General features: G+C 47.1%; 14 protein-coding genes. 4 read left to right on the plus strand and 10 right to left on the minus strand.

The window, feature by feature from the left end:
• Positions 1 to 175: 175 nt before the first annotated feature.
• From Q0V21_RS04145 to Q0V21_RS04170, 6 genes are all read right to left on the minus strand, one after another.
• Positions 176 to 907, minus strand: a complete 732-nt coding sequence (locus Q0V21_RS04145) for a hypothetical protein (RefSeq protein ID WP_079349502.1) — start codon at positions 905 to 907, stop codon at positions 176 to 178.
• Between the two features lie 168 nt (positions 908 to 1075).
• The gene (locus Q0V21_RS04150) at positions 1076 to 1372 is read right to left on the minus strand and encodes a winged helix-turn-helix transcriptional regulator (RefSeq protein ID WP_148661829.1); all 297 of its coding nucleotides are present in this window, start codon (positions 1370 to 1372) and stop codon (positions 1076 to 1078) included.
• Between the two features lie 321 nt (positions 1373 to 1693).
• Entirely contained in the window at positions 1694 to 2422 is a 729-nt protein-coding gene (locus tag Q0V21_RS04155; protein ID WP_024631038.1) for a ThuA domain-containing protein, read from the minus strand.
• 24 nt (positions 2423 to 2446) lie between these two features.
• Positions 2447 to 3415 (minus strand): sugar phosphate isomerase/epimerase family protein, encoded by a 969-nt coding sequence (locus Q0V21_RS04160; protein ID WP_301877705.1) that lies wholly within the window; start codon positions 3413 to 3415, stop codon positions 2447 to 2449.
• Between the two features lie 180 nt (positions 3416 to 3595).
• On the minus strand, positions 3596 to 4678 hold the full coding sequence (locus tag Q0V21_RS04165; RefSeq protein ID WP_079349503.1) for a Gfo/Idh/MocA family protein: 1083 nt from the start codon (positions 4676 to 4678) through the stop codon (positions 3596 to 3598).
• A gap of 172 nt (positions 4679 to 4850) precedes the next feature.
• Positions 4851 to 5963: a Gfo/Idh/MocA family protein gene (locus Q0V21_RS04170; protein WP_079349504.1), complete on the minus strand. Its 1113-nt coding sequence runs from the start codon at positions 5961 to 5963 to the stop codon at positions 4851 to 4853.
• A gap of 188 nt (positions 5964 to 6151) precedes the next feature.
• On the opposite strand from Q0V21_RS04170, the gene Q0V21_RS04175 reads away from it, so the two are divergent.
• Entirely contained in the window at positions 6152 to 6970 is an 819-nt protein-coding gene (locus tag Q0V21_RS04175) for an AraC family transcriptional regulator (RefSeq protein WP_024631042.1), read from the plus strand.
• A gap of 40 nt (positions 6971 to 7010) precedes the next feature.
• Here Q0V21_RS04175 and Q0V21_RS04180 read toward each other — a convergent pair whose 3' ends face one another.
• Together Q0V21_RS04180 and Q0V21_RS04185 are read right to left on the minus strand one after the other, a co-directional pair.
• Positions 7011 to 7325: a hypothetical protein gene (locus Q0V21_RS04180; protein ID WP_301877707.1), complete on the minus strand. Its 315-nt coding sequence runs from the start codon at positions 7323 to 7325 to the stop codon at positions 7011 to 7013.
• Positions 7326 to 7409: 84 nt separating this feature from the next.
• Positions 7410 to 8348, minus strand: a complete 939-nt coding sequence (locus Q0V21_RS04185) for a Gfo/Idh/MocA family protein (protein ID WP_024631044.1) — start codon at positions 8346 to 8348, stop codon at positions 7410 to 7412.
• A 200-nt stretch (positions 8349 to 8548) separates the two neighbouring features.
• Between Q0V21_RS04185 and Q0V21_RS04190 the strand changes: the two genes are divergently transcribed.
• Both Q0V21_RS04190 and msrA read left to right on the plus strand, forming a co-directional pair.
• Positions 8549 to 9160 carry a TVP38/TMEM64 family protein gene (locus tag Q0V21_RS04190; RefSeq protein ID WP_301877709.1) on the plus strand — a complete coding sequence of 204 codons (612 nt, stop codon included), beginning with the start codon at positions 8549 to 8551 and terminating at the stop codon, positions 9158 to 9160.
• A gap of 128 nt (positions 9161 to 9288) precedes the next feature.
• Positions 9289 to 10251 (plus strand): peptide-methionine (S)-S-oxide reductase MsrA, encoded by a 963-nt coding sequence (gene msrA / locus Q0V21_RS04195; protein ID WP_024631046.1) that lies wholly within the window; start codon positions 9289 to 9291, stop codon positions 10249 to 10251.
• 186 nt (positions 10252 to 10437) lie between these two features.
• On the opposite strand, the gene Q0V21_RS04200 is transcribed toward msrA, so the two are convergent.
• Complete coding sequence (locus tag Q0V21_RS04200; protein WP_301877710.1) at positions 10438 to 11238, minus strand: lipid II flippase family protein; 801 nt, start codon at positions 11236 to 11238, stop codon at positions 10438 to 10440.
• 224 nt (positions 11239 to 11462) lie between these two features.
• On the opposite strand from Q0V21_RS04200, the gene Q0V21_RS04205 reads away from it, so the two are divergent.
• Positions 11463 to 11936 carry a DUF2188 domain-containing protein gene (locus tag Q0V21_RS04205; RefSeq protein ID WP_301877712.1) on the plus strand — a complete coding sequence of 158 codons (474 nt, stop codon included), beginning with the start codon at positions 11463 to 11465 and terminating at the stop codon, positions 11934 to 11936.
• Between the two features lie 189 nt (positions 11937 to 12125).
• Here Q0V21_RS04205 and Q0V21_RS04210 read toward each other — a convergent pair whose 3' ends face one another.
• Positions 12126 to 12848, minus strand: a complete 723-nt coding sequence (locus Q0V21_RS04210) for a YitT family protein (RefSeq protein WP_024631049.1) — start codon at positions 12846 to 12848, stop codon at positions 12126 to 12128.
• Positions 12849 to 13436 lie beyond the last annotated feature (588 nt).

A 13436-nucleotide genomic window follows, 5' to 3' on the forward strand; every position in this document is an offset into this window, starting at 1 on the left:
TAAAATCATTCACCCTGTTGTCCATAACCTCTATTATGGCACAACATTCATGCAAAAAAAGTGTCAATGCCGTTACTTTTCCTCCAGTAGCGTCCATAACTGGGTGGTACAACACAAAGAGCCTGCAAGCAGGCTCTCTGGCTCCAATCATCACTACAGTCTATTGGGTACGTTATTACTGGACACAAGCCTGCATATAGGTGCGGCCTCCGTCTCCATCCTTCAGATACGGATTAAGTCCAAAGAACTGTTCCTCCGACACATACACCCCTGTCAACAAACGCCCTTCGAGCAACCCACCGTCCACCTGTACGCAGAATGAAGGTGCATCCACATATTCCTGGTAAAGTGGAATTTGACCAGATGGATGGTGAACCTTGGAGACCTTGCCTTGCTCATGCAGCGGCCGTTCAGAGAAATAGGTAGGTACAATATAACGTGCAATCACATCAAGCTCCTGTACTGTGTAAAAGGTGTCATCACCCAGCCAGGGAGCGAACATGCGAATCTTCTCATATTGTGACCATACAATCGCCTGAATCAGCATCTCCGCTCGAACAAAACGACCTTCGCCCACCCCCAGATACATACGTTCTTCATGAAAGGTGGCTTCGGCCTGAACCCCGATGGAATCGGGTTGTTTCAGCTCACATCCGATACATTTCCAGCCTCTTGTTGTCTGAATCCATTTTTGCAGTACCGCCGGAGCCGTTCCCTGACCATTGCTATTCGTGGAATGAGTCTTCTCTCCTGCGACATCATCCTTCACCGACGGGGAATATACAGTGCGATTAAATAGCTCCGCAGCTTTTTTGTAGATCAGATGTACCTGAATGGATGCGCTCTCAAGTTCTGCAATATCTTGCTTGCCGTAGCGTACTTCACGGGATAAGCTTTCTTCTCTCATGACAAGTGGCCTCCTCGCTCCGGCCGCCTGCGGCCATTTTATTTTACAATTATACTACAACTCGCGACAACATGTGCAGAACCCTTAAGACAAAAACTCCTGATTTCCACTGGAAATCAAGAGCCTTTATCCCATCAGTTCATTTAGTTTGAGCTAAGGGATCAGTTACTACTCAACCCACTGCTCTGCCCAGTCTTGAATTTGATTCATAACGGGCTGTAGCGCCTTGCCTTTCTCTGTCAGTTCATATTCGATACGAACCGGCGTCTCCGGATAGACATGGCGGATCAGAATGCCTTCGCTCTCCAGATCCTTCATCCGCTCTGACAACATCTTGTCACTCATCGATGGAATCAGGTTGGAGATATCCTTGAATCGCTTCGAACCACTCATCAACGTTTGAATAATCAGACCGTTCCAGCGCTTACCCAGAAAGGAAAACGCTGTCTCAAAGCGCGGACACATCCGCAGATCTTGGCCTTCCACATTAATCACCTCTTTAGAGATCACTCAACTTACGTTTAGTTAGTATATTTCATAATAACATATTTAAGTCTCAAAGAAAACGTCTGCCGCTAAAAAGTTAAAATTTTAGGGGCATAACTCAACTTCGATGATACAACTCAGTATACATCACATGGGTCAGAGGAACCATGGGAAAATATCGTCTAACTCCCATGTAGCTATCTTACCCAAAAAGAACCCAGCTGCCACAGTCATACTCGACTTGGAGAAGGGTTCTCTGGTATATCGTTTATTTATGCATTCACAAAGCCAATTTAGGGCTTAAACCAGTACGTTTCCAAGCGCTCTTACAGGTTCGCTGAAGCCAAATTCCGGCTTAACGTTGCGCGCAGGATATGCCCACTTCACTCCATTGCTGATTACTTTTAGAATCTCCGGATTGTAGAAGGTCGGGTACGTTTCGTGACCTGGGCGGAAATAAAAGATTTTTCCGGAACCGCGAAGGAACGTACATCCACTCCGGAATACCTCTCCGCCTTGGAAGTTGCTTACAAACACCAGCTCATCCGGCACTGGAATATCGAAGAATTCCCCGTACATTTCTTCTTTTTCCAAAATAATCTTGCTATTGATACCCTCGGCAATCGGGTGGGACGGATTCACACACCAGATAATCTCCTGCTCATTGGCTTCACGCCATTTCAGATCACAACTTGTGCCCATCAGCGCCTTGAATGGCTTGGAGAAGTGACCGGAGTGCAGCACAATCATTCCCATACCATCCAGGACCCGCTGTGCAACCTTCTGTGTAATCTCGTCGCTCACGCGATCATGTGCCATATGTCCCCACCATATAAGCACATCTGTAGAATTCAGCACCTCATCACTTAATCCATGCTCAGGCTGATCCAGTGTTGCCGTGCGAATAGCAAAGCCTTCGCCTCCCAGTCCGTTTGCCAACGCCATATGCAAACCTTCTGGATAGACTTCTCTTACTTCATCGTGAATTTTCTCATGGACAAATTCATTCCAAATGGTGACGTTAATCATATTCAATTTCCCCCTAGTGTAACTCTAAACCCACCACATATCTCCCAGCGGTTCTTCAATCAATACTTGTTGGAGATTTTGCACTGCTTTAGAGAATCCTTCTTCTACCGACATCAGACCATCTTCGTGTTCAATACTTACAACATAATCATATCCGACCAGACGCAGAGCACTAATAATATCAGCCCAAGTCTTGTTATCATGACCATAACCGACCGAGCGGAATTGCCAAGCACGATCAAGCATGTTGGTGTAATCCTGCATATCCGTTACACCATATTTGTTTACGTTAATTGGATCAATTGTTGTATCTTTCGCGTGGAAGTGATGAATCGCGCCTTCACGTCCCAGAATGTGGATCGCTTGAACCGGATCAATCCCTTGCCACCACATGTGGCTTGGGTCCAGGTTCGCGCCAATCACTTCACCTGCTGCTTCACGCAGTCTCAGCAAGGTAGCTGGTGTATGCACCGAGAATCCACCGTGCAGTTCCAGTCCCACTTTCACATTGTGATCCGCAGCGAACTTACCCCACTCTGTCCAGTAAGGGATAACTTTGTTGTCCCATTGCCATTTGAGAACTTCCTGGAAGTCATTCGGCCATGGTGCAACAGGCCAGTTCGGATATTTGGCATCCTCATGGTCTCCCGGACAACCGGAGAATGTATTTACGACAGGCACTTCCAGCTTCTCAGCCAGTTCTACCGTTTTGACAAAATCATCGTGAAATCCCTTTGCAATATCCCTTTGTGGATGAAGCGGATTACCGTGACAGCTCAATGCGCTGATGGTCAGACCACGGGATTCCACTGCATTTTTGAAGTTTTTCAATGCTGTCGGGTTGCTCAGCAGCTCATCCGGTTTGCAATGCGCATTCCCTGGATGTCCACCTGTTCCGATTTCTACTGCTTTCAAGCCTTTGGATGCTACATAGTCGAGTGCATCCTCCAATTTACGTCCTCCGAATAATACCAAAAATACGCCGAGTTTCAAGTGCGATTCCTCCCTAGATTAGATATCATATTAATTGCTGGTTTTATGAACTATGAACTGCATAAATATACCGTTCAGATCACATCATTGTATCATTATTGTGGAAAATCAAGAGCTATTCTATCCTGAAATTAAACGTAAGAATACTGGTTATTTCATTGGAAATGACACCCTGCCGGTTTAGTCGAAATAAACCGCTTTGCCTGTCTGAGCAGACTCGTAGATTGCTTCAAGAATTTGAGTGACCACAATGGCTTGCTCTGGTTTTACAACCGGATCCTTGTCTTCGATAATCGCTTCAAGCCACATTCTCGCTTCCCGATCGGCTTCATTTTCTGCACTGCCGGAATAAAAAGCAACTCCACCTGCGTCCAGATCCACCTTGGTTTCATACAGACGACTGCGCTTCTCGCCATTGATCCGCAGACCATCGTTCATATCCGCGCCACCTTCTGTACCGCAGAGCAGTGATTTGGCTTCACCGAACTCAGCTACATTCAATGCCCAGCTGGATTCGATAATGATCGTGGCACCATTCTCCATCGTCACAAATCCGAATGCAGAATCCTCCACCTTGAATTGCTCCGGGTCCCACGGTCCAAATGCATTCGCCGCATTTTCACGCTGACCCAGCTTGTGGAAAGTGGAGCCCATGACACTCTTCGGCTTGTAATTATCCATCAACCAAAGTGTCAGATCCAGTGCATGCGTACCGATATCAATCAACGGTCCGCCACCCTGTTTCTCTTCGTCAAGAAACACACCCCAGGTTGGTACAGCACGGCGGCGAAGTGCTATCGCCTTACCGAAATAGATATCGCCCAGCTCGCCTTCTTCGCACATTTGTTTCAGATACTGGCTGTCATTGCGGAAACGGTTCTGATATGCAATGGACAGCTTTTTGCCTGTACGTTGTGCGGCTTCCAGCATAGCCTGCGCTTGTGCAGAAGTCTTCGCCATTGGCTTTTCACACATAACATGTTTGCCTGCCTCAAGAGAAGCGACCGTGATGACGGAATGAGAGTCGTTTGGTGTACACACGTGTACCACATCAATGCTCTCATCCTTCAGCATCTCGTTATAATCGGTGTATACTTTGGCTCCCTCAGCACCGAATTCTGCTGCTGCCTCCTCCGCACGTTCCTTCACAATGTCACAGAAAGCGACCATACGGCCCTGAGATTGTTTGGACAAGCTGGGCATATGTTTACCTTTGGCGATTCCGCCACAACCAACGATGGCGATATTAAGTACTTTAGACATGAACAAGTCCTCCATTAGCGGCATATTTTCTAATTCAGTTCATCCTGTTCTAATGACCTCTGTTGGGGGGCCTGCGGCGTGAGCCCAACACGAATCCAGCTCCACTTGCAGATAGAAAGCGGTTACGGTATCATACATCGCGTTTAACGACGGCTGGTTCATCCGAAATCAATTAATGTGATTGTACAGCCTCTGACTGATTTCCATCTGTATTGTTTCCCGCTGCTGCTTCATAAGTGCTCTCCAGCTGGATGTGTTTGCCCTCTAGCGAGGAGCGCTGGAACGCATGCATAGCTTCAAGCACATGGTAGGCAAGCTTGCCACTGGCCTTGTGTTCGCGTCCGGCTCGAATGGATTCAACCATTTCTGTAACACCGATCCCGCGCTCGTTCTGTCTGCTTTCAAAAGCAGGCGTCACAGTCTCCCATGTGTCCTGACCGAATCTGCGCAGCTTCACTTCCCCATTAAAAAAGTTGGGGTCCGGTATACTCATAGTGCCTTCAGTACCGTAAATTTCAATTCGCGGCAAATCCGAAGCACCCCGGATATCGAAGCTGGTGATCATTGTTGCAATGGCACCTTCCTCGAAATCAATCGTTCCTGCCAGATGTGTTGGCGTCTGTACCTGAAGAGGTGTACCTTCCTTCGGTCCGGAACCAATAACACGATCTGTAATCTGTACACCTGCAGAGGAACTGATTCTGCGAATCGGTCCAAGGAGAGTAATCAGAGCGGTCAAATAGTAAGGCCCCATATCGAACATGGGTCCGCCACCAGCAACATAAAAGAACTCTGGATCCGGATGCCAAGCCTCTGGTCCTCCACCCATGAAGAATGAAGTTGCTGCAATTGGCTTGCCGATCAGCCCTTCTTCAATGGCCTTGCGTGCAGTCTGAATGCCCGATCCAAGGAACGTATCCGGTGCTGAACCGACATACAAGCCTTTTTCCTCAGCCAGTTCAATTACCTTCCGACCATCCTCTAGAGAGATTGCCAGTGGTTTCTCGGCATACACATGTTTGCCTGCTCCAAGCACAGCCAGATCCGTCATGGCATGACTGCCAGGAACCGTTAGGTTTAGCACAAGCTCAATTTCGTTATCTTGCAGCATCTCATCTACATTGTAAACGTTTGCGATATTGAATTCATCAGCGCGTTCTTGTGCCCGGTCACGGATCAAATCCGCAACAGCCACCACTTCAATCAGAGGATTATCTTTTAAATTTTCCAGATAGATGGCGCTAATGTTACCGCAACCAATAATGCCTGCTTTCATTTTCTCCACAGTGGTGTTCATCTCCTTATGCGTGGTGAGAACCTGTAATTTGCATATTTGTAATTGAAGGTTTTGCGCTAGATTGTTGCACTTGAATTTAATACTATGGTATTCCGTTTCGGCTTCAATTAAAATGAATAATATGATCGAAACATGAACTATCTGGTCATAATTTTCAAATTGCAAGGAGTATGCCAATGCCGACTGATTATTCCTGCCAGGTTCTTACAGCAGGCTTCTCGTTTCATCGCAAACCTTATATAGGCTTGCACCCTGAGGGAGTAAAGAATTACCTGATGAGGCTCCAGACGGATGGACGTTGCCGAGCCCGTATAGACGGCGTCATGTCGCTTGTTGATGCGGGTGATCTGCTTCTTTATAATCCTGATGAACCGTATGAACTAAGAGTAGACAAAGAGAAAAATCCGATGGGTGAACGACTTGTGGAGAGTGGTGATTACCACATTTTCTTCAATGGGGACTGGGTGGATGAGTGGTGGAAGCATCACAAGAGGCCGAACCGGATCAAGGTGCAGCTGACTGAAAGCCTGCTCACCCTGTTTCGCCAGCTCGTACTGGAGCAGCGCCGTATTTCCAACCCTTACCCTGAAATCTCCAGTTATTATATGCGCATTTTATGTCTTGAAGTAGATCGTTTGCTCTCGGAGCATCCGACGAATACCAATACCAACTATGTGGCGTATGAGATTAAAAGTTACATTGAAGAGAACGCTTCTTCTCTATTCAAGCTTGAAGATATTGCTACCCATATTGGAATCAGTGTTTCACGGGGAGTTCATCTTTTCAAAGAAGCGTTTGGTAAAAGTATTATGCAGTATACGCTTGATGTACGGCTAAATATGGCCAGAGAACGGATTATTTTCAGTCCTATGACGCTTGAACATGTAGCCGAATCTTCCGGCTTTAACAATTATACGTATTTCCATCGGGTGTTTCGCTCCCGTTTTGGCATGTCGCCCAAAGAATTCCGAGTCATTCACCGGGAACAGATGTAATCGCTTCACTTCATTAATACGTATTATTCGTAACCGAAACTTATTTGCGGGCGGCAATCGCTTCAGATACAACCATCGCCAAATCTTCGTTGCCAAACATGGACAGTACGCCCAATACGGTATCGTCCGGAATGTCACCGGCTTCCTCCTTGGATACAACCAGCTTCAGCACCTGCTGCAAACGCTCGTTGCTCATCTGTTCCGGGTAAGCTTGCCGGTACATCTCTTCCGGATCCAGTCCTTGATTGACACACCACTGGGCAAATACCAGAATCATCATTTCCTCTTCCTGTTTATACGTCTCAATTACCGCTTCCTCAATCTGTTTGTTGCGTTCTTTTTCATATTCATCCATGGTGTTATTGTTCCTCCAATATCGTTTAATGAGTCATTGGTGCGGAAGTCAACATTCACACTCCCGCACTACCCTTCTGCAAGATCAACCGCGGATCAGCTGTTCAGCCAAGTCATGGCTGTCCATGACGTGACTCGCACTGATTGCACAGTCATCCGGGGTCTCCAGGTTTGCCAAAAATTGATCAATAGCTCCCGTGAAGCCTCTCCGGGTCAAAATACTTTCCCAACTGCCAAAGGTTTCCTTGCGTTCCTGTGCACCGCGTTCCTCATACTTCGCCATGTCCATGTTGAGCACTTCTACCGAGCGACCCCCGCCGTACAATTCAAGCTTCTCCAAATCAGCTCCGGCTTGGCGTACCATATCAAATCTGCCATAAGCCGTTCTACCCAGCTTGGCTGATCCTGCCGCATGCAGTAATCGGTCCAGTTCATTTTTGCGTATCCACTGATGCAGCAGCTGCACATTGTGATCCGAGTACCATAACATCAGGTCAAGGATATGGATCAGATCATCATAAATAGTTTCCGCAGCCGGACGATCCTGAATACCCGTCCGATGCTTCGTGACTGTCAGAGATTCGAAGCCTTGTCCAGCCTGCATCCAATCTTTCGCGTTTTGATACAATGGTGCAAATCTCCGGTTAAATCCTACGGCCAGCAACAGGCCTTGCGCTTCGGCAAAAGCGGTCATTTCTTCCGACTCCCGCAACGTATAGGACAGAGGTTTGTCCACGTATACAGCCAGCCCCCGCTCCAGACATTGCATGACAATGTCAAAATGAGCTTCTGTCGCTGTATGTACAAACACCGCATCCAGATCCCAGGACAACAATTCTTTCATATCCGTTGTGCCATTGTTCAATCTATAGGTATGCTGAATTTCCTTCACCGGCTCGGGAGAACGGTTCATAATCCCCGTGATTTCCACGTTCGAGTGGGCAGTCAACAGCGGTAAATATACTTTACGTGCAATATCCCCGAGTCCGATGATCGCAGCACGGGTTCGCTTGGTTGTTTCCATTATGATCATTCCACCTTCAGATGAGTTCTATAATTCTACGTCCTATAGTGTAACCCTTCGGGCAGCAACATGCCAGTGATTGAGGCCAGAGCCTGCGCGAATTGTCCATCCGTTAGTCGAACGTGGTAAACTTTAGAGAGAAAGTGATACGGATCGGGATGAAGATGGACTTTCCTGATCTGAAAGGAGCGTTTGGGCTTTTGCGAAAATGGTTATGGCTCCTCTTATATGTTTTACTTGCCGGAGTCACGTTTATTTACAGATATGAACTGCTGGCCTGGACCGATCTGCATCAGTCCATTCCACTTTTACTCGCCATGGCGACGTTATTTGCTCTTGTACCCGTAATTCCGTACAAAATCGTCATTATTGCCTTTGGCTATAGTTACGGTACCGCAACAGCAGCCTGGATATGCTGGCTTGGAACCACACTTGCTGCACTGGTGGTATACACTGGAGCGAGAACGATATTCAGAAATCAAGCCAGATCCTACCTCGGACGCATTCGAGGTTTGAATCGATTTACAACATGGATGAAGGCTCATCCCTTCATGGGTATCATGTCTATGCGGCTGCTGCCCATCGTGCCCCAAATGGCGGTTAATATCTATGCGGGCATTACCTACACCCCATTCTGGGTCTTCATGGTCGCGACGGCGATTGGCAAACTGCCTGCGATTTTTGTTTTTGCCTACGTGGGTGCGCAAGCAGAATCATCGATCTGGCTGAGTCTTTTGATCCTTGGTGGTTATCTGGTATTCATGACGATCATGTTGCTCTTGTTTCGCCTGCGCTCTCGTAAAAAAGTCTAAATCGGACCCGTCAGAAACAGTTCTGATTCATCCTCTTTACGATCCTGCTTGGTTGGCTTGCCAATTCGGGATATAATAGAAGAGTAAGCCAAAATATCATTCTTCATCAGAAATGGAGTGACTATAGCATGGAACAACATTCAAGTGAAAAAGCAACTTTTGCAGGCGGGTGCTTCTGGTGTATGGTATCCCCCTTCGAGGAACTGCCCGGCATTCACAAGATTGTATCGGGTTATACAGGAGGACATACGGAGAACCCAACATATGAGGAGGTCTGCTCGGAAACGACAGGTCACGTTGAGGCTGTTCAAATTACGTTCGACCCGGCTATCTTCCCCTATGAGAAGCTCGTTGAATTGTTCTGGCAACAGATCGATCCAACGGATACCGGTGGGCAATTCCATGACCGTGGCTCATCTTATCAGACGGCCATCTTCTATCACAGCGAAGAGCAGCGCCAGATTGCAGAAGCATCCAAAGAAGCTTTGGCACAAAGCGGACGTTTTGACAAACCCATCTTCACACCGATTTTGCCAGCGAAAACGTTCTATGAAGCAGAGGAGCATCACCAAGGTTATCATCACAAAAACCCTGCGCACTATAAACGGTACCGTAAAGGTTCTGGACGTGAAGACTTTATCGAACGCAATTGGTCCGGCAAAGTGGATAAAGACGGCCTGAAAGAGCGCCTGACGCCGCTGCAATATGAAGTTACCCAGAACAACGCAACCGAACCAGCGTTTCATAACGAATTCTGGGATCACCACGGTGACGGAATTTACGTGGACATCGTATCCGGTGAGCCACTGTTCAGTTCCACTGACAAATACGATTCCGGCTGCGGCTGGCCAAGCTTCACTCGTCCACTGCGGGACTACAATGTGAAGGAAAAAACGGATCTCAGCCACTTCATGATTCGTACCGAAGTGAGAAGTCGTGAAGGAGATTCCCATCTGGGTCACCTGTTCAACGACGGCCCTGCTGAAGCGGGTGGAATGCGTTATTGCATCAATTCCGCAGCCCTTCGTTTTGTACCCAAAGAGGATCTAGAAAAAGAAGGATACGCCGAGTACGCCGTACTGTTTAAATAAGTAACGGTTCAATGAAGTAACGGAATTTCATGAAGCGCTAACGAATCGACCGCTGAGAATACACCAAAAAGGGGATTCCCGTCATGTTTATGACATATGGGAAATCCCCTTTTTGGTGTGCCTTTTTGTATAGACCCGAATCAGGGTTACATCTTCAACTTCTTACCTACCTCTTCACAGCGGCTATCACATTATACTTACAATCCAGCCGATCCAGTAGGCAAATGGAATTAATAACAACTGAGCGAGCAATGTGCCAAATAAACGGGATACGAGCATACAGCCATAGATCTGATTCATTCGATCCAGCCGAATCTCACCCCGCAGTGATTTGTCGCTGAGCAACGAGATACGAGGATCAATCAGGATCGTTAACAGAATGGTCGCTACTCCATTAATGAGTCCGGTGGATTGTGAAGCAGCTACAGCCTGCCCCGGATAAAGATACGCAGCGTAAAGACTGGACAGGACTCCGGTCGTATAAATTGCTGTCACCGCTATGTTCAACGTCATTAGACGTCTGGGCATGCCATGTTGTACTAATCGCTTCGCCATCTTCCAAGATGGCGGGGTAATATAATACGTTGCATTTTTGATCTTGCTGCGCTTTAACATGCCTCGAACCATGGAAGGAATCGACCCTGCCGCTTCAAAATGAACGACCATCCGGGAAGCGAGTTTGACCATGGTTGGAAAACATACTATCGCTATGGCTGTTCCTGCCGTAGCCGCACCCATTAGCCAGTGCAGTTGCGCTGCAAAGTGTGGGTTTCCACCGCTTGTCGCTGTGTCCACCAAATTGCCTACCATTGGCCCTTGGGCCATATTGGAGGTACGCGACACCAGCAGCAAAATCCCGGACAGGGACAAGGCCAGCGCAATTCTGCGAGTACGCAATCCGCCAAGGCGCAGCGCATAGGACAGACTGTCAGCCGCATGAATAAGCATCGTAAACAACATAGGGATGGCCAGGCTCAAACTAAACATATGTAAATCTCCTTATCATTTTTCTTATTGTGATTCTATTGTACTTTTAAGTATGGAAGCATTATACTCCTCATCCACATAAAAGTATAGAAAGGTGCAGAGAAATTGAACGGAAGAATGTACGTAATCTAAGCAAAAGCTTTGAGGTTCTGCAACACATTCGTTTATTCATCCCGGTACAGGGTAATATACAAATAACTTATATTGTACAGGAGGGAATCAATATGCCGTGGAACAAACAGGATTATCCCGTTTCCATGAAAAATCTGGAGCCTCGTGTCAGACATAAGGCCATCGAAATTGCCAATGCCCTACTGGATGACGGTTATGAGGAAGGACGCTCCATTGCAATCGCTACTGCAAAAGCAGAAGAATGGGATGAGAATCATCCCAAGTCAGAGGGCTCCAAGCATGACACGAAACAGTCTTCATCAGACAGCAAATCGGACCATGGTAAATCTTCATCTTCACGCCGTCATTCCGAGCCTGTCTCTTCTTCCAAAAGCCATGATAATATTCATGTGGTGCCTACCGACTCTGGCTGGGCCATTAAGGAAGAAGGCCAATCCGAATCTCTGGCTACGTTCCGAACGAAAGCCGAAGCTGTGGATGTTGCCAAAGAAAAGAGTGAAAAACAGAACATTCGGGCTATTATCCATAATGAAGATGGTCAAATTGCTTCTTCCATCAAGCCTTAAGTGGAGCTGATTGTTAAAAAGAATATATCGTGAACGTACTACGTCTATTCGTTTACTTGAGCAAGCAAAAAGCCCTTTCGCCGCTAATGGAATGATTCCCATCAAGCATGCAAAAGGGCTTTGGTTTTGGTATGACGCAAGCCCACCTTACTCGAACAACATTCATTACGAATAAGGCGGTTGTTTCGTTTAATGCGAAACCCCTCTAGCCACCGGAGCTCGTTGTGAAGCACCGCTGACTACTTTGGCTGCAGTTGACACGGGCAGCTTCACAGCAGAAGTCGTAACTGTACGACGAGCCGGGAAACTGACCATGTACGTAATCACTTTACTGGCAATCCATACGGCCAGAATGGTATATAAAGTTTCTTTTACCGGTAGAAAGAAAAGCGACAATCCGAGTACAAACGCATCGCTGACAAAGAAAACCGTTCCCAGCTTCCAGCCCTTCCAACGGCTAATGAGCACCGCCAGAATGTCATCTCCGCCTGTCGCTCCTCCGAATCGAAGCACCATGCCAGCTCCCACGCCGGTGATCACACCGGACAGGACTGCCGGAATCCACAGATTACCGTGAAACGGAATGACCAAGGTGGAGTACCGCTCAAACCCGTCATAGAACAATGAGAATGCAGCCACACCCAGCAGCGCCTGAATCATGAACTTCCAGCCCTTGAGGAACCAGGCCAGAATCATGACTGGAATATCCAGCAGCAGCATGCCGATAGCTGGTGACAAGCCTGTCGCGTATTTTCCAAGCAGGGCCAGACCGACAAATCCGCCCTCCGATAAATGATTCTGAAAATTAATGTGATAGTAGGCAAATGCCAAAATAAATGTTCCGAGCAGCATAATGGCGAACTTTCCCGCCTCTGTCTTAACTTGTTGTAAGGTTAACGATTTTCTCTTCATTCAGGTTCCCTCGCAGTTTGTAAAGGTTGGTTTGCACCGACCGTACCCTGCAAAAGGCAAGCCTGGAAGAAATCATCGTATTTGTCCTTCGAATAGTATTCATTCCAATCCCCTCTTTCGCAGAGTCAGCCGTTTTTTTTCTTTACGGTGGTGTACTCTACAAGGGGCGCTAAGTGTAAGAGAGATCGTAACGTTTCCAGATCGTCCTTGGGGAGATTATCCTTCGGGAACTCATGGTATCCTGATCCTTTCTGTCTGTTGGTGGTTAGCTGTGCTTGGTTAAACGAATTGAAATATTACACTATGCACAAAGTCGAACGTCTGAAATCACACTTAACCCACTTCGATTGCAGTACCCTCTTTCGATCGCTGTTATCCACGAATTTTTCTGATCCCATATTTCAAATGGGAAAATTCGTTGATAAAGGCGAGCGCTTCGCTTCTACAGACGGGTTCTGCACTCTTCGTTCCTGTGTGAATGTAAGTTCAACATGATTCAAAGCGTGTAATCGTTCATTCTGCTTAAACACCAAAGCTAACTTGCTTATTCTTCTATTATATAACACCGATGTGATTGGGTCGAAACAG

The sequence above is a fragment of the Paenibacillus sp. 11B genome, assembly GCF_030487755.1.
GTDB lineage: Bacteria > Bacillota > Bacilli > Paenibacillales > Paenibacillaceae > Paenibacillus > Paenibacillus vandeheii.